Origin of the sequence: Peribacillus sp. Bi96 (assembly GCF_918698115.1) — a bacterium.
Lineage (GTDB): Bacteria > Bacillota > Bacilli > Bacillales > DSM-1321 > Peribacillus.
The window spans coordinates 93,980-111,559 of sequence record NZ_CAKKLV010000018.1 but is presented as its reverse complement, the minus strand read 5'-3'; the positions used below and the strand labels follow the sequence as shown (position 1 = coordinate 111,559).

17 protein-coding genes are annotated in these 17,580 nt (G+C 40.2%); 12 read left to right on the top strand and 5 right to left on the bottom strand.

All coding sequences use genetic code 11. The features are described 5' to 3' along the window. On the bottom strand, window positions 1-251 hold a 251-nt coding region (locus LQ203_RS19920; RefSeq protein ID WP_230155323.1), incomplete at its 3' end, for a transposase. A gap of 78 nt (window positions 252-329) precedes the next feature. Then, window positions 330-686, bottom strand: a complete 357-nt coding sequence (locus LQ203_RS19915; protein WP_230160617.1) for a hydrolase — start codon at window positions 684-686, stop codon at window positions 330-332. A 169-nt stretch (window positions 687-855) separates the two neighbouring features. Here LQ203_RS19915 and LQ203_RS19910 point away from each other — a divergent pair, with 169 nt between their 5' ends. From LQ203_RS19910 to LQ203_RS19875, 8 genes are all read left to right on the top strand, one after another. Further along, on the top strand, window positions 856-1,557 hold the full coding sequence (locus LQ203_RS19910; RefSeq protein WP_230160615.1) for a hypothetical protein: 702 nt from the start codon (window positions 856-858) through the stop codon (window positions 1,555-1,557). A 199-nt stretch (window positions 1,558-1,756) separates the two neighbouring features. Further along, complete coding sequence (locus LQ203_RS19905; protein WP_230160613.1) at window positions 1,757-2,992, top strand: trypsin-like peptidase domain-containing protein; 1,236 nt, start codon at window positions 1,757-1,759, stop codon at window positions 2,990-2,992. Between the two features lie 262 nt (window positions 2,993-3,254). Continuing rightward, window positions 3,255-3,560: a hypothetical protein gene (locus LQ203_RS19900; RefSeq protein WP_230160611.1), complete on the top strand. Its 306-nt coding sequence runs from the start codon at window positions 3,255-3,257 to the stop codon at window positions 3,558-3,560. Window positions 3,561-4,128: 568 nt separating this feature from the next. Continuing rightward, the gene (gene qoxA / locus LQ203_RS19895) at window positions 4,129-5,058 is read left to right on the top strand and encodes a cytochrome aa3 quinol oxidase subunit II (RefSeq protein ID WP_230160609.1); all 930 of its coding nucleotides are present in this window, start codon (window positions 4,129-4,131) and stop codon (window positions 5,056-5,058) included. A gap of 75 nt (window positions 5,059-5,133) precedes the next feature. Continuing rightward, window positions 5,134-7,080 (top strand): cytochrome aa3 quinol oxidase subunit I, encoded by a 1,947-nt coding sequence (qoxB, locus tag LQ203_RS19890; protein ID WP_230160607.1) that lies wholly within the window; start codon window positions 5,134-5,136, stop codon window positions 7,078-7,080. Continuing rightward, the gene (gene qoxC / locus LQ203_RS19885) at window positions 7,080-7,676 is read left to right on the top strand and encodes a cytochrome aa3 quinol oxidase subunit III (RefSeq protein WP_230160605.1); all 597 of its coding nucleotides are present in this window, start codon (window positions 7,080-7,082) and stop codon (window positions 7,674-7,676) included. The genes qoxB and qoxC overlap by 1 nt, the downstream gene beginning before the upstream one ends. Before the next feature lies 1 nt (window position 7,677). Continuing rightward, window positions 7,678-7,962, top strand: coding sequence for a cytochrome aa3 quinol oxidase subunit IV (gene qoxD, locus LQ203_RS19880; protein WP_230160603.1), 285 nt, complete (start codon window positions 7,678-7,680; stop codon window positions 7,960-7,962). A 232-nt stretch (window positions 7,963-8,194) separates the two neighbouring features. Beyond that, entirely contained in the window at window positions 8,195-8,644 is a 450-nt protein-coding gene (locus LQ203_RS19875) for a YfmQ family protein (protein ID WP_230160601.1), read from the top strand. A gap of 464 nt (window positions 8,645-9,108) precedes the next feature. Here the strand turns inward: LQ203_RS19875 and LQ203_RS19870 are convergent, their stop codons facing one another. Together LQ203_RS19870 and LQ203_RS19865 are read right to left on the bottom strand one after the other, a co-directional pair. Beyond that, on the bottom strand, window positions 9,109-9,243 hold the full coding sequence (locus LQ203_RS19870; protein WP_230160599.1) for a BA3454 family stress response protein: 135 nt from the start codon (window positions 9,241-9,243) through the stop codon (window positions 9,109-9,111). Window positions 9,244-9,486: 243 nt separating this feature from the next. Further along, on the bottom strand, window positions 9,487-10,323 hold the full coding sequence (locus LQ203_RS19865; protein ID WP_230160597.1) for an EamA family transporter: 837 nt from the start codon (window positions 10,321-10,323) through the stop codon (window positions 9,487-9,489). 304 nt (window positions 10,324-10,627) lie between these two features. On the opposite strand from LQ203_RS19865, the gene queF reads away from it, so the two are divergent. Both queF and LQ203_RS19855 read left to right on the top strand, forming a co-directional pair. Then, the gene (gene queF / locus LQ203_RS19860; protein ID WP_230160595.1) at window positions 10,628-11,125 is read left to right on the top strand and encodes a preQ(1) synthase; all 498 of its coding nucleotides are present in this window, start codon (window positions 10,628-10,630) and stop codon (window positions 11,123-11,125) included. 202 nt (window positions 11,126-11,327) lie between these two features. Continuing rightward, on the top strand, window positions 11,328-12,674 hold the full coding sequence (locus LQ203_RS19855) for an aspartate kinase (RefSeq protein WP_230160593.1): 1,347 nt from the start codon (window positions 11,328-11,330) through the stop codon (window positions 12,672-12,674). A 359-nt stretch (window positions 12,675-13,033) separates the two neighbouring features. On the opposite strand, the gene LQ203_RS19850 is transcribed toward LQ203_RS19855, so the two are convergent. Next, entirely contained in the window at window positions 13,034-13,594 is a 561-nt protein-coding gene (locus LQ203_RS19850) for a nitroreductase (RefSeq protein ID WP_230160591.1), read from the bottom strand. 454 nt (window positions 13,595-14,048) lie between these two features. On the opposite strand from LQ203_RS19850, the gene LQ203_RS19845 reads away from it, so the two are divergent. Together LQ203_RS19845 and LQ203_RS19840 are read left to right on the top strand one after the other, a co-directional pair. Then, entirely contained in the window at window positions 14,049-15,797 is a 1,749-nt protein-coding gene (locus LQ203_RS19845; protein ID WP_230160589.1) for an ABC transporter ATP-binding protein, read from the top strand. After that, window positions 15,772-17,562 carry an ABC transporter ATP-binding protein gene (locus LQ203_RS19840; protein ID WP_230160587.1) on the top strand — a complete coding sequence of 597 codons (1,791 nt, stop codon included), beginning with the start codon at window positions 15,772-15,774 and terminating at the stop codon, window positions 17,560-17,562. The genes LQ203_RS19845 and LQ203_RS19840 overlap by 26 nt, the downstream gene beginning before the upstream one ends. Window positions 17,563-17,580 lie beyond the last annotated feature (18 nt).

Below are 17,580 nucleotides of genomic sequence, written 5' to 3'. Positions count from 1 at the left end.
TGTACAGCGGTCTCGTTGATTGATGCCCCATATTCGTTCATATATTTAAGTACCTCTAGTTTAAAGGGCAGAGTGTAATTTGTATAGGATGAAGCAAGTCCTTCCATCCCATGTTTTAGATAGCGAGCGACCCATCTTTTCAGAGGGGATAAACCTACATTTCTTTCTTGTGCAATGGATTTATAGGATTTTTTCCCTTCTAAGTACTCTAAAACTGCATGTAATTTTTCGTCTATCGTATATTTAGTCAAAAAAACTGCACCTCCAATTGTTAGATGTTGTCTAACAATTGGGGTGCAGTTCAAATGTCAGGTTCTGTTCATATTTTTTTATTTGAATTTTTGCACTTCTTCATTGCCCTCGAATTTGTTATCCTTCAATATACCGATTTCTTCAATATGATTTCGGGCCGTTTCATCGCCTAATTTATATATGAGGGCATAAAGCCTTTTCATGGCTGCATCGTATTTATCATTTGCCCGGTCATGATGATAGAGAAGATATGGAACATGTGAACGGGCATATGCCTCCAAGTCATCTGTCCGATGTTCCTCTAAGCATTGTTTCAATTCTGCGAGTTCCTCATCTGTTGCGTGTATGGTGAAGCTCGGGTTCTCTTCAAGTTTTTGTCCGAGTACGTCGCCGCTGACCAAATCGACATGATAGGTCTGTTTTTCCTGCATCATTCTGCACATCATCCTTTCATACGTTTATTGATGCTGTACCACTATTTGTAAAAAGTTAATCATAAAAGTAAACATTTCCTTAATGAAATTGAGGTATCGGATTTCTAATAAAATGGTTTAAGATTAGAATAATATGGAAGAGTACTTTGGGAAAGTGAGGAGGGATATAGTGAAGAGATCAATCATGGTTATTTTTTTGGTGTTGATTACTTCAGGATGCGTAACCAGGAATTATGATTCCAATATGGATTTAGGGAAAAGTCAGTTGAATGAGGAGAATTATGTAGAAGCCCACGAGGCATTTGAATTAGCTTATAAAGAAGCAAAAACACCGGAATCAAGAGAGTTAATGGATCTTTCAGGTTTTCTGGCGAGTGGAATGAAGAAATACGACGAACAGGATTTTGATTCGGCCAAAAGAGATTTTGAAGAAGCAACCGCATATAAGGCAAAATACCAGGAAGGTAAACGGATGGTTTTAAAGGCGGGGGACATGCATCCGGTATCAGATTCTGCCACGATAGAAACAGCAGAGGGGAATGATGAAGCGGAGCAGGTTGAGGAAGCAAATGAGGACGGGACCATTACATCCAAAATAGATGATAAGGCGGCAATGGATACAAAAGGAAAAGAAGGGAGTAAGGGGTCAGGTAGTACATTAAGTAAATCTCAAGCGGAGAAACTTGTTAAAGATTACGTGGACATGGAAAACTTTCCGCATTTGCAAATCGAATATGATCATGATGACAAAAAGGGAAATTACATTTTTCAAGTGTTCGAAATGGATAGCAGTCAGAAAAGTGGCCACAATGCTATTTGGGGCCGGTATGGCGTGAATAAGAAGACAAAAGAAGTTTATGAAGTCATGTAAGGATAATTGAATGGTCGAATTGAAAAGGGGCCCTGTTGAGGTCTCTTTATTTTGTGATTAGGCGACATGAACGTAGCAGGATTCGATGGAAAAACCTATTTTTTTAAAAAAGTTGACTCTTTCTTTATTTCTTAAGAATTTTTTAATATTTCCTGTTTATGATTGAAGCAAGTAAAGGACATTCATAGGAGGGATTAAGATGGAGAATTATGAAGGTGATGAGCAAGTCAGGGTGAAGGAAGAACGGAAAAAGGGCAAATCTCTTTGGCTAACTAGCCTTGTTTCTGGGACAATTGCTTCCATGGTTACTTCTTCTGTATTTGTATTTGGCGGGGACTTTATTGATCAAGGGAAAAACTCAATGAATGAGTCAACCCAAACGGCAGGGGTAGAGCAAACGGAAAGCGTGGAAAAGAATAGAAGTGTCAATGCAGAAAAGTTATCGACAAGTTCAGATTCAAACGATCGGGCAGATATGGTTGAATCAGCTTCCAAATCGATCGTAGGGGTCGTGAATTTACAAGAGGTGCAAAATCAGTACCCCTTCCAGCAGCAAAGCACGAAAAGTGAAACGGTTGAGAGCGGCACTGGTTCAGGGGTCATTTATAAAAAAGATAATGGGAAGGCTTATATCATCACGAACAATCATGTAATCGAAGGTGCTAAGGAAGTCGAAATTTCATTGTATGATGGACAAAAGGCGACGGCAGAGGTTGTCGGCGCTGATGCTTTGACGGACCTGGCGGTTTTGACAATCGATGCCTCGAAAGCACCAGAGGGAATTAATTTCGGGGATTCAGATAGCATACGTCCAGGCGAAGAAGTATTGGCCATTGGTAACCCTCTTGGACTTGATTTTTCACGTTCTGTTACTCAAGGGATCGTCAGTGCGACCGGGCGCTCCATTTCAGTCGATACATCGGACGGGGAGTGGGAACTGGATGTCCTTCAAACGGATGCGGCGATTAACCCTGGCAATAGCGGTGGTGCATTGATCAACACGGCTGGCGAAGTAATCGGCATAAACAGTCTGAAAATCTCCGAAAGCGGTGTCGAAGGCCTAGGGTTTGCCATACCGAGCAATGATGTAATTCCAATTGTAACGGAGCTTATTGAAAACGGAAAAATCACACGGCCTTATTTAGGAGTGAGTCTGGCAAGTATAGAAGAGCTGCCGCAGTATTCCCTTCAAAATATACCTGAAGCTGCAAAAACAGGTGTGATGATTACGAGCATAGAATCAGGATCGGCTGCAGCGAATGGAGGTCTTAAGCAACAGGACATCATCGTGGAGATTGATGGAACGAAAATCAATTCCGCTGCAGAATTAAGGAAACACTTATACACAAATAAGAAAATCGGCGATAAAGTAAAGGTTAAGGTGTATAGGGGGACGGAAGAGAAAACGGTAACGATAACATTACAGAAATCATAGAATGTAGTTTGACCCCTGATATGCTTCAGGGGTTTTTTCTTTGTAAATGATAGTAAAAGAAATGGTATAGAAAAGGATAATATAGGGAAAAATGATAGTGTATTTATCCTGTTTTATTAATTTTCCGTATAGTCTTAAATACCTAAAAGCCTGGTGTAATCAGTTTAATTTGTCAAGGTTTTCATTGAGAATATATTGAAAATTATAAAAAGTTTGACAAATTTGTGAATTGTCATAAAATAGAAAGAAAGGGGATGAAATAATGAAAGCTAATCAGAAGATGTTAGATGCAGTGAAATGGGTATCAGGCACAGGGTGTGTAATCGGGATGATCATTTTTTCCTTAAGTTTTTTTGTAAGCGATTACAATAAAGATTATATTTTAACCGCTGTTGGAATGGCTATCACATTAAGCGCAGCTGCCATTTTTCTAGTTGGCATATTTTTTGTCCTGACAGAAGAAATGGTGATGAACACTCATAAGGGTGAAAGAGTTGAACCGGAAACGACCAAAATCATAAAAATCAAAACAAAGGCCAAAGCAAAAAGAAGCAGGGTGTCAATTTGACACCCTGCTTTTTTTTTTGTTACCCAAAACCGGTGGATATAATGTACTGAACTTACGGTTGTGTGGGTGGCTTTATTATTTGCATCAACAGATCCGTTGTAGGAATTTTGTGCATGTGGCTATTTAAAGGAATTAAATTTGTTTTTCTTCAATTATATTAACCCTTCATTTACTTACTCTTCGTGTTTAATTCAAGATGTAAATAAAAGTGTATTCATTAGGGCTTATAAAGGGACTAATGATGTACGAAATTATAAGGTGAAATTATAACTCATTATATTAAAATAAGATAGGGAACAGCTGTAAATAGCTATAACAGTATGTAGACCTTTGCGGGAATAGATTATAAATTCCTATTATATTTCATTTGCGCTAGGTTTTCGAACATTTCAGGTCAATTACCATCTTCTTACTGCTCTTTCATGAACTTTATGTGACAGATGTCACTTTGTATTGTCTTTTTTAACACTTGGGATTAATATTGGTATGTCGGTATTTGTGAATATGGTAACACTTTATCCGAATAATTACCAATAGGAATTTTAATATGTAAGAAAGGGGTAGTACTATGAAAATGAAATGGGCTTTATTAACTATACTTTTTACTATTGCAACTGTACTAACTGGTTGCGATAACCCATTAATGGTCTTGGACCCTAAAGGGCCAGTAGCTGCAACACAAGCAAATGTTATTATGATATCGATCTGGACAATGGCCTTTGTCGTTCTTGTCGTTGTCGTACTGTATGTCCTTATGATATTGAAATATCGTGCTTCCAAACAGAGTGATGATTATGAACCACCTCATATTGAAGGAAGTAAGGTTCTTGAAATAATTTGGGTTGCGATTCCAATTTTAATCGTTGCTTTCCTTTCAGTTGTTACTGTAAAAACAACAAATGAAGTTGAGGCAACACCGAAAGGTTACGAAAAACAAGAACCATTAGTTATCTACGCTTCATCTTCTAACTGGAAGTGGCATTTTAGTTATCCGGAAGAAGACATAGAAACAGTTAACTATTTGTTTTTACCGACTGATCGGCCAATTGAATTTAAACTATACTCATTCGGTCCAATCGCCAGTTTCTGGATTCCACAACTTGGTGGACAAAAATACGCGATGTCCGACATGGTTACCACGTTGCATTTAGCTGCTGATGTGCCAGGGGAGTATATGGGTCGAAATTCAAACTTCAGTGGTTCAGGTTTTGCTCAGCAAACGTTCAACGTTAATGTATTGCCTACAAAAGAATACGATAAGTGGGTAGATGAAATTAAAGCTACGGCTAAACCAATTACTGAGGATAAATTCAATGAATTATTAGAACCAGGTCATGTGGGGCAATCCACGTTCACTGGGACTCACTTGAAGTTTTCTCCAGCTCCAGAGGGTGAAAATTCAGGTCATCACCACGGAACATCTGATACTGAAAAAACTGATTCTGAGGAGTCCAGCAAAGATTCACACGAGGGACATTCAGAACACAGCAATCATTAAGGTTTTAACTCACGTTCTATTAAACTACTAGTTTTACACGATAAGGAATATTTTCCTGAAAGGAGTCACAAAAGTATGGATTACTTTGATCGATTTGCCGTACCTCACCCAAGTCCTGCAATTTATGCATCCATGATTGCTATTGGCTTGACCATGATCGCGGTTGTTGCCGGAATTACCTATTTTAAAAAATGGGGTTACTTATGGCGTGAATGGTTAACAACAGTTGACCATAAACGGATTGGTATCATGTACATCTTGTCAGCATTACTTATGCTTTTCCGTGGTGGCGCAGATGCCCTCATGATGCGTGCTCAAACGGCTGTTCCAGATAACGGTTTGTTGGATGGACAGCATTATAATGAAATCTTTACAACACACGGGGTTGTCATGATCCTGTTCATGGCTATGCCATTTATTATTGGGTTAATGAACATTGTTACACCATTACAAGTTGGAGCGCGTGACGTAGCATTCCCACGTCTAAACGCAGTAAGCTTCTGGTTATTCTTTATGGGTGCGATGTTATTTAACATCTCTTTCGTAGTCGGTGGTTCTCCTGATGCAGGTTGGACTTCTTACTTCCCACTGGCAGGTAACGAATTCGCTGAATCAGTCGGTTCGAACTATTACGCGATTGCGATTCAGATTGCTGGTATCGGTACATTACTGACTGGTATCAACTTTATCGTAACCATCTTGAAAATGAGAGCACCTGGCATGAGTTTAATGAAAATGCCAATGTTCACATGGTCCATTTTGATAACAAACTTTATTATCGTTTTCGCTTTCCCTGTATTAACGGTTGCTCTTGCGTTGATGACAATGGATCGCCTATTCGGAACTCAATTCTTTGCAATGGCTAATGGCGGTAGTGATATGCTTTGGGCAAACTTGTTCTGGGTATGGGGACATCCTGAAGTTTATATAGTCATTCTACCTGCATTCGGTATTTACAGTGAAATCATTTCAACTTTTGCACGCCGGAACCTATACGGGTATAATTCGATGGTTATCTCCATGGTAGCTATTTCTACTCTTTCTTTCGTTGTATGGGCTCACCATTTCTATACAATGGGTCACGGTGCAATGGTTAACGGTATCTTCTCCATCACAACGATGGCAATTGCCGTACCGACCGGTGTTAAGATATTCAACTGGTTGTTCACACTTTGGAAAGGTAAAATCGTTTTTACCGTCCCAATGCTTTACTCTTTAGCTTTCATTCCGATTTTCACACTCGGTGGGGTAACGGGAGTTATGCTTGCGATGGCAAGTGCTGACTACCAATACCATAATACAATGTTCTTAGTAGCTCATTTCCACTACGTATTGATTCCAGGTACTGTATTTGCCGTACTTGCTGGTTTTACGTACTGGTGGCCAAAAATGTTCGGTTTCATGTTGAGCGAAAAGATTGGGAAATGGTCGTTTTGGTTCATTACAATAAGCTTTAACGTAACATTCTTCCCGATGTTCATCACTGGTTTAGATGGGCAAGCACGTCGTATGTACACGTACTCTGAATCAACGGGCTATGGTCCATTGAATATGCTCTCTTTCGTTGGAGCGATTGGCTTAGCAATAGGTTTTGCTTTAATTTTGTACAACATTTATTGGAGCACTCGTTATGCATCAAGAAATATTTCAAACGATCCATGGGATGCACGTTCTCTAGAGTGGGCAACGCATACACCAATTCCTGAATACAACTTTGCCGTTGTACCAACAGTTGATTCTACGGAAGCCTTCTGGGATTCTAAGAAAAAGGGCTTTAAATTATTCAGCGGTAAAATAGAAAAGATTCATATGCCAAATAACAGCGGCGTGCCATTTATCCTGAGTTGTATCTTCTTCGTTTGGGGCTTTGCGATGGTATTCAGCATGTGGATCATTGCAATCATTGCAACAATCGGAATCTTTGCTTGTATGACGCTTCGTTCATTCGAAAAAGATCACGGACGTTATATCTCCGTTGAAGAGATTGAAGAAACTGAAAATAAATTGCGAGGTGCTAAGTAATGAAAATAGATAGCTCGCTGCCACTAGAATATAGCACGGAAGAAAATCGCTTAAAGATTTTTGGATTTTGGATTTTCCTGGGAGCAGAAATAGCTCTTTTCGCTACACTGTTCGCCACTTACTTTGTATTAGTTGAGGGAACTGGGAATGGCCCATCAGGGGAAGAACTTTTTAAAGTGCCAACCCTAATGCTTCAAACCATTTTCCTTTTAACAAGTAGTTTTACCATCGGCCTTGGAATCAATGCAATGAGACTTGGTAAACAGAAAGCAATGCTAAGTTTCTTCGTTATCACTCTTATTCTTGGTTTAGGCTTCTTGGGAGTTGAAATCTACGAATTCGTGGAGTATGTACATGAAGGAGCAACGATCCAAACAAGTGCTTTCTTATCTAGTTTGTTTACGTTGCTAGGTACGCATGGAGCTCACGTTACGCTTGGTTTGTTCTGGGGAACATTCATCATTCTGCAGACTAAAAAACGCGGTTTTACTCCAGAAACAACAAACAAGGCTTTCATCTTCTCACTATACTGGCATTTCTTAGACGTTGTCTGGATTTTCATCTTCAGTTTCGTTTACCTGAAAGGAATGATGTAATATGAAAGAATTATTCCCACGGGGACAAGTAATGGGATTTGCCTTTTCACTAGTCCTGACTTTGGTTGCACTTTCAGTTATAGTGTTTGATCTTTCACTTAAAATGGGAGTGATCGTCCTGCTTGTGACGGCCTTCATGCAAGCAGCACTTCAATTGGTCATGTTCATGCATGCAGGAGAGTCTGAAGATAAAGCATCGATTTATACAAACGTTTATTATGGATTATTTGTTGCATTAGTTACGATTTTCGGTACAATGCTAACAATGATTTGGGGATATCAATAAGCAATTCCGAAAAAACTGGTCGTCATCATGACGTCCAGTTTTTTTGCTTTTAATTGCAGTGGTTGAGGTATATATTTTTCTAATTCGCTGCATGAAAATTGGATCTTATTTCGGGGTTCACGAAAAGCGAAACGTTAATAGAACGGTCACATCTTCTATGAAAATCCATCCGTCCCTTTGTTATAATTAGTTATATGCCAATAAATTTAGACCATAGCGGAGATGATGAAATATGACATTGCCTGTTTTGATTTTAACAATTATCTTAAGTTTGGTTAAAATATTAGTTTCTTGTCTTCCGACCGATACAGTGAATTGGATTCTGAGCAAATTTAAACTGCATTCTGAACTTAGCGAAGCCAACTCTATCGTAACCCTTAACGGAAAACGCTTGGAAAATGAAAAAAAACTCCAAGTCATAAATTATTTTAATGAAGCTAGATTTCTAAAGAAAAATCACATATTCCCGGGTAACGAGCAATTGTTTTTACATCCAGAGAACAGTGGGACTCCATTAGTCATTGATACTAAAAGTGGCAAAAAGGATGTTAGGTTATTTGTGTACATTTACAACGATCATGTTGATGTAGTTAAGCAGTACAAGAAGAAATTAGTTTCTTATAGCCTGCTTTCCGATAGCCTTCAAGAACATTCCATGCCATTAATAAGAAATTTAGTATAAAAACATTAAAGAAGACGGTCCTTAAAATGAGCGTTCAGACTGTAGATATACTCGATGAAAATCGAGTTTGTCTACAGTTTTTTTGAGGGTATGTAAAAATTAGATTACCACTCCAGGCACTCGCTTTCCGCCCCCCTTGCTCCTTTACGCCTGAGGGGTCTCCCTTGGACGCGCTTTTCCCGCAGGAGTTCTCGCACAACCGTTCCAACCAACTTTGTTTTAACCGTTAGATAGGATTCCTTTTGTCTACAAACTTGACGGTCCTTAAAAAGACCGTCTTTTTTATAAGTCTTTATTGTGTAATTCTAAATTACTGGTTATTCAGATTGAAGGAAAAAACAATTGCTTTTAAGTGGGAGGGAATATCTGTAAAGGGGATCTTTATAGTGCATGTGAAAAGTGATTTTAGAAATTAGATCAAAAAGGTAATAAAAAAGCAGGTATCTATTACGATGCCTGCTTTTTTATGCTTTCCATTGTTTTTCTACTTGATGAAGGGCTAGTTGTAAAATTTCTTCTTGATTAGTACCCGGTTTAGTAAGGACGTTAGTTTGATAAGATTTTCCTTGGAAATCAACTGTTACTGTAACTTTTACCATTTTGCATCTTTCCTTTCTTAATTAAATGAGATGGTTGTACCTACTTCTTTTATACCCGTGGCAGAGAATTTTTCAAACATTTCAAAAGCAGCAAAATTGGAAGAATTAATATTCAAAATTATCTGTTATTTAAAAGGATGTGTCAACACTTTTTTTGAACCAATCCTATTTCCCGGCTAAATAAAAAAACGACCTGGCTTGTGTGCACATGACAGCCAGGTTGTTTTTGTAAATGAACTATATTCATATTTTAGTTAAGATAATGCCGATTAATGCTGCAAATACTCCGGCAATTTGATAGGTTTTTAGTTTTTCCTTGAATAAATAACATCCAGCGAATACGACAACTAAACAGTTCAGGCTGACGACAGGGAAAATGATGCTTGCGATCCCGGTGTTCAATGCAAAGAAATAACATCCATAGCCTATCATGCTTAAAAAGCCTACTAAGGAACCGATTTTGACTTCCTTTAGCTTGATTTTTTCATTTTTAAAGGCTAGAGCCGAAAGAAGATAAAGCATTCCGCCTCCATACATTGATACAAGGATATCAAGGGAGTTTAAATGAAGACGTGTTGATGTCGTCATAAGAATGCCGAGTACACCAAAAGATAAGATGGAGAATAATGTGTGCATAATCCAAGGGACATATTGATGGTTACCTTTAGCATTAGGTGTATACTGAATGACTAAGGTAGCGAGAAACATGCAGACGATTCCACTCCACTGCAGGGTAGAAATATGTTCGTGAAAAATTAAAGCTGCACAGAGAATGGGGAATATGGCATTCGCTGCGATTAATGGTGATGTCAAGCTTGCCGGCCCTTTTTCAAAGGCGCTTGCCATCTGGATGTTACCATTAGCGTTCAGTATACCAATAGCTGCACCAAGCAAGATAGATAGCCAATCCAGCTTCAAACCATCCATAAATACTCCATAAAAAATGGACAAAATAAAAGCTGAAAAATAAAAGAAAAATTGGATATGTATCTTGGAATAGCCTTTTCCGCTGCTCCATTTGAAAATGCTATTATTGATACCGAAACATAAACTGGTGATGAGTGCTGCAAAAATCCACATTTGTATGATCTCTTCCTTCTTATAGGGTGAACTGCTTGTTTCATTTTAAACTGAATATATAAAGGAATCAAACCCAATTTAAGAGAGTTGCATTGACAGATTGTCTTTTTTTTTTTATATTTACTATGACAATTTAAAATATTTCCCGATAACGGGAGAGGTTCATAGCATCACCCTCTTAAAAAAACTATGGCTTTGATATTTTTCGCGAATCAACCATATCTTTGAGGAGATATGGTTTTTGTTATATAGAGGCCCATTTTATGAATCTCCCCTGACAAACGTGGAAGAGGAGGACTTTTTTATGTCTGGAAGAAAAGAAGAAGAATTAAATGATATTACATTGCTTGGGAATCAAGGGACAAAATATACATTCGACTATGCACCTGAAATTCTGGAGTCGTTTGATAACAAGCACCCTAACCGTGATTACTTCGTCAAATTCAATTGCCCGGAGTTTACTAGCTTATGCCCGATAACGGGGCAGCCAGACTTTGCAACCATTTACATCAGCTATATTCCAAGTGTGAAGATGGTGGAAAGCAAGTCTTTGAAGCTTTATTTATTCAGCTTCCGGAACCATGGTGATTTCCATGAAGATTGCATGAACATCATCATGAACGATTTAATCGAATTGATGGATCCGAAGTATATTGAAGTTTGGGGTAAATTCACTCCTAGGGGCGGAATTTCCATCGATCCATACACCAATTATGGGAAACTAGGTACGAAGTATGAGGAAATGGCGGATTACCGCTTGATGAATCATGACTTATACCCGGAAACTGTGGATAATCGTTAAAGAATAGGAGAGACAATGGGCATATGCCTGTTGTCTTTTTTTTGTTTTAGCCATTCTCGATTAGCGGTCCTGTTTCTTTGTCCTTTTTAAAAATACAAATGTCCTCCTATAATGGAATTTCCACTTGATTGTTTCGCTAAAAAGCGTAATAATAGGGAGAGTTGATTTTGACAGAATATTTACGAAAATAGGGGATGTCGAGATGAAAGTTGCAAAGTTTGGAGGAAGTTCACTTGCATCAGGTGAACAGTTGAGGAAGGTATTCGAAATTGTTGTTTCAGATCCAGAGAGGAAGATCGTGGTCGTTTCGGCTCCAGGGAAACGCAATTCCGATGATATAAAGGTGACGGATCTATTGATTGAGGCTGCAGAACAGCAGCTGCGCGGGAATAACGGTGAGCCTTTAATTGAGGACGTGGTCTCCCGCTATGCGAGCATTGCTGAAGAGCTGGATATATCCGAGCGTGTCATCACTGGGATTCATGAAAATTTAATGGCACTGTTGCATGCAGACCAAACTAACCCGAAGCGCTATTTGGATGCCTTGAAGGCCAGCGGTGAGGATAATAATGCGAAGCTGGTCGCAGGTTATTTCCAAAGCCGCGGGATAGAGGCACAGTATATAAATCCAAAGAAGGCTGGCTTGATCGTAACGGATGAAGGTGGATTTACCAAGGTGCTGCCAGAGTCCTATGATCGATTATATGCTCTTCGTGATGAACCTGGAATCGTAGTATTCCCAGGATTCTTCGGGTATACGTTAGATGGTGATGTTTTAACCTTCTCTAGGAGCGGTTCCGATATTACGGGTTCGATACTTGCGAATGGCGTCAAAGCTGATTTGTATGAGAACTTTACGGACGTAGATGCCGTTTATGCGGTGAATCCGAATGTGGTTTCCAATCCGAAAGGGATCCGGGAATTAACTTATCGCGAAATGCGGGAGCTTTCTTATGCCGGTTTCTCGGTATTCCACGATGAGGCGCTAATACCTGCATTCCGTGCGGGAATACCTGTCCATATCCAAAATACGAACAACCCGATGGCACAAGGGACCCGCATTGTGAGCACACGGGATAATACGAATGGTCCGGTTATCGGGATTGCAAGTGATAAGGGATTTTGCAGTATTTACATTAGCAAATATTTGATGAACCGTGAAGTTGGTTTTGGCCGGAAACTGCTGCATATCCTTGAAGATTACGGTGTTTCATATGAGCATATTCCGTCAGGCATTGATGATGTGACACTAATATTAAGGCAGGACCAGATGAAGGGTGATGCCGAGAAGAAAATTATTTCACGCATCAAGCAAGAACTGCATGCTGATGAAGTGATGGTGGAGCATGATCTTGCCTTAATCATGATTGTAGGTGAAGGAATGCGCCATAATGTTGGTACAACGGCAAGAGCCTCAAAAGCGCTGGCCGATGCAAAGGTCAATATTGAGATGATCAACCAAGGATCTTCAGAGGTAAGCATGATGTTCGGCGTGAAAGGATTCAATGAAGAGACGGCAATTCAGGCATTATATCACGAGTTCTTTTGAGAATAATAGATCAGTGACCTCCTTTTAGAAGGAGGTTTTTTTGTGATCAATCTTTTAGTCACTATACGTACGGCTGGACTTTTTATCTGGTTCTTTATGATGAGCGTAAGGTGCGAGACTCCTGCAGGGAAATCGCGTCAAGGGGAGACACGGCAGGCGTAAGCCCAGGAGGCTCCAGGACCGCCCGCGAAAGCGAGTTCCCTACGTTAAAACAACGTTCAAATTGTAAAAGCCATAAAAAAACACCCCGTAAATGTTAGTTTGGTGTCTAACATTTACGGGGCAGTTCAACTCGATTTTCATCGAAGTTTGTCTACAGTCTGAACCTCCAATTAAAGATTGGAGACTTTCCTTTTATATTAGTCCATAATGGTCAGTATTTGATCGATCGCTTTCCTTGGACGTGGGGTGGGGATCATATCAGGGTAGCCAACGTGAAGACTACCGACGATTTTCTCGCCAGGCTTCACGCCTAGAGCATTACGAAACTCCATACTGTGTATCATGCCGTATGTTTCCCATATCATCCCGATTCCTTGTTCCCAGGCAAGCAGGCTGAAATTTTGGATCAGAGCACTTGTAGCTGCATAATCCTCTTCTCGTATCATTGGATTTGGATTCTCTTCCATGATTACTGCGATAAACATCGGGACACCAATAAGTTTGTTATATCCACGCTGTCCTGCTTCCTTTTTCTTTTCCGGATCCTTCTCTTTGCCTGCCATGAAGGCACGGGTTGCTTCTGCCAGTTTTATGCGGCTGTCACCTTGAACCACGACGAAGCGCCATGGCTGGGTCATTTTATGGTTTGGTGCCCACGTCGACGTTTCCAATAAAGTTTGGATGGTATCAAGAGGAACAGGAATGTCCTTAAATCGCTTGATGCTGCGCCGTTCTTTAATGATATCTTCAAGTTTCATGATCATCCTGCTCCTTTAATCTTATATGTAAGTTTATTAGTTTTTTAAAAAATAACCCCGGCTGCCTAATATGCTTCCAACGTGAATAAAATGACTTGAATAAAGAGGGGGCAATATTCCAGTGACATGCATTCGCTAACGAGCATATAAGTTTTACTACTAGGCACAGAGAAGCCGGGGCGACATTGTAACTATGTACAATATCAAAAGGGTACGATAAGAGATTATCGCAATTGCTTATCAAATTTCAGAGATCGATAATGAAATTGAAAATCATTATCAATTAGAATTTTCGCTTATTTCCTGTTATTTGTCAAGAGCATTTATGAAAAAAAAAACAAGTTATTTGCCTAACCTTTAAATCAGCTTAAATCTTTTAAAAAATCTGTATAAAAATGTATAATGAGAAGATGAAAGATGCTATCTACATATGAAGAATCGAAGGGTGTCATAGATGATAAAACTGTCCTCATTTCTTAAACCGTACTGGCTCTTGATCATTCTTGCTTTATTATTAATGGTCGTCGAGCTCGGTGTTGAACTGTTACAACCTCTATTTATAGCAAAAATAATTGATGATGGCATTTTACAAAAAGATTTATCGGTGGTGATTAAATGGGGAAGTATCATGGTTGGACTTTCCATTTTTTCATTTCTTGGAGGAATCGTTAATTCCTTTACAGCATCACATGTAAGTCAAAGTTTTGGGCATGAGGTCAGGAAAAGCCTTTTTGGTAAAATACAGGCGTTTTCTTTTGCGAATTTGAATAACATCCCGACTTCCTCGTTGATTACAAGGATGACGAATGATGTGACCCAACTTCAAAATACGGTTTTTATGGGCCTGCGTATCATGGCGAGAGCACCATTAATCGTAATCGGCGGGGCAATCATGGCTATTGCGGTCAATTTGAAACTATCTCTTGTGTTGGTCATTTCGATTCCTGTTCTTGTTTTCTTCCTGGGGTGGGTAATGAAACGAGCGGCCAAGTTATTTAAGCTAGTCCAGAAAAAGCTCGATAACGTCAATAGCGTCATGCGGGAAAACCTGATAGGCATGCGCCTGATCAAAGCTTTTCTTCGTAAGGACCATGAGATCGGACGGTTTGACGACGCGAATGACGAGTTGAAAAGAAAGACTGTCACTTCCCTCCGTTTAATTGAAACGACCATGCCCATGCTGATGCTGGTCATGAATGTCGCGATCCTTATCATCCTTTGGCTGGGAAGCGAGTTTATTACAACGGGAGATATACAGGTTGGGGAAGTTGTGGCAATTGTAAATTATGCAACAAGGATTGTGGCGTCACTTTCCGTTTTTTCATGGCTGATCACGGTCATTTCCCGTGCAAAGGCTTCGGCGGAACGAGTGACGGAAATATTTGAAACTCCGATAGATAACGATGAAGGTAAGATGGAAAGCAAGAGTGAGGCCGTCAAGGGGGGAGGAATCAAGTTTCTTGATGTATCTTTCCGCTATCCTGGAACAGATACACCAGTATTGAAAAACTTGAACTTCTCTATCGATCCGGGGCAATCACTTGCCATCATGGGAGCAACAGGGTCCGGAAAAACATCCCTGTTTCAGCTGATTCCAAGATTATACGAAGTTGAAAGCGGCTCCATTCGTATAGATGATCAGGATGTGAAAGATATTCCCCTGGATTCGCTTCGGAAAGCGATCGGCTATGTACCACAAGAGGCCCTGCTTTTTTCTGGAACGATAAAAAATAATATTGCTTGGGGGAAAGAAGGGGCCGCGATTGAGGAAATAATGGAAGCAGCCATGAATGCTCAGGTCCATGAAACCGTGATGAAACTCCCGAAGCAATATGAAACGCAGTTAGGGCAAAAAGGAGTGAACCTGTCAGGAGGGCAAAAGCAGCGGTTATCGATTGCGAGAGCATTGGTGCGCAGACCGAAGATTCTCCTTCTGGATGATAGTACAAGTGCGTTGGATTTGAAAACGGAAAGTAAATTGCTCACCGCTTTAAAGGCCTATACGTGCACGACAATCATCATTACACAAAAAATAAGTACAGCCATGGAGGCGGACAAAATCTTGTTGCTGGAAAATGGTGAAGTGCTCGCCGAAGGGAAACATGAAGATTTGATTCAAACAAGTGATCTTTATAGGAAGATCGTTCACTCACAGTTTGGGGAGGAGGGGATTTCTCTTGAGTCGAAAAATATCTCCCGATAAGGCAAAGTCAAAACCGGTCAACTCATGGAATACGATAAAAAGGATCATCCCCTACTTGGCGACGAAAAAAAGCCTGCTATTTTGTGTCCTTTTCATGGTATTGATTAGCTCGGTTTTGGGTTTGCTTGGCCCGTTTCTTGTTGGCAGGGCCATTGATGATTATATTGTCACAAAGGATAGCGGTGGGTTGATTAGCCTTCTTATCGGGCTTCTTTGCGTCTATATATTCTATTCCCTATCCATGTGGCTTCAGAATTATTGGATGATCGGCATTGCGCAGGATACGGTTTATGCGATGCGCAATCAATTGTTCAAAAAGCTTCACCAATTGTCCATTCCCTTTTTTGACCGACGTCAGCATGGGGAATTGATGAGCCGGGTCACGAATGATATAGAAAATGTCAGTTCCACTTTGAACAGTTCCGTGATCCAGATTTTTTCAAGTGTGCTGACACTGATCGGAACCATCGGGGTAATGCTGTATTTGAGCCCGTTATTGACGGTTTTAACCTTATTCATCGTTCCTCTTATGTTCTTCGGATTGAGATGGATAACGAACCGGACGGGAAAGCTTTTTAAAGAACAGCAGAAGAACCTTGGAGAACTGAATGGATTTATTGAAGAAACGATTTCTGGACAGAGGATCGTAAAGGCCTTTTCACAGGAAGATAAAGTGATTCGTGATTTTATCACCCGGAGTGAAAACTTAAAGAAAGCCGGATTTTTATCACAATCTTATTCTGGGCTGATTCCCAAGCTGATGAATTTACTGAACAACTTGAGTTTTACGGTAATAGCAGCAGTCGGCGGGTTTTTGGCGCTGAACGGAGTAGGAACGGTCTCCATCGGTGTCATCGTCATTTTCACGGAATATTCAAGGCAATTCACCCGACCGCTAAATGATCTGGCTAACCAATTTAATACACTCCTCTCAGCTGTTGCTGGTGCGGAGCGGGTTTTCTCCATTCTTGATGAAAAAGAGGAAGAAATGGATGAGAAGCAGGCCTGCGAACTTCGGGATGTTTGTGGTGAGGTGGACTTTGAAGGTGTTTCCTTTTCCTATAATGAAGAGGACCAAACGATATATGATGTTAGTTTTCATGCGGGAAAAGGTGATACCATCGCGCTAGTGGGGCCGACTGGGGCCGGTAAGACTACGATCATCAATCTTCTTGCCCGATTTTACGAGCCGAACAGCGGGCGGATATTGATCGATGGCCAGAATATCCAGCAGGTAACGAGAGCAAGTCTCCGCAAGCATATGGGCTTTGTTTTACAGGATTCCTTTTTGTTTCAAGGTACGATTCGGGAAAATATTCGCTACGGTCGATTGGATGCGAATGATGAAGAAGTGGTGGATGCAGCCAAGCTTGCCAATGCCCATTCCTTTATCATGAAACTGCCTGATCGATATGATACCATTTTGAATCAAGATGGCAGCGGAATCAGTCAGGGACAGCGCCAGCTTTTATCGATTGCAAGGGCTATATTAGCCGATCCCGTTCTATTGATCTTGGATGAAGCGACAAGTAGTATAGATACGATTACCGAGCTTAAAATTCAGGAAGCATTACACCGCTTGATGGAGGGAAGGACAAGTTTTGTCATTGCCCATCGATTGAATACGATTCAGCAAAGTGATCAAATCCTCGTACTTGATGAAGGCAGGATCATCGAAATGGGACCCCATGATGAATTGTTGCGGAAAAGGGGTTTTTATTACGAACTATATCGCAGCTCATTAAAGGAAAATCAGACCGGATGATGAAAAAAATGTGTGCCG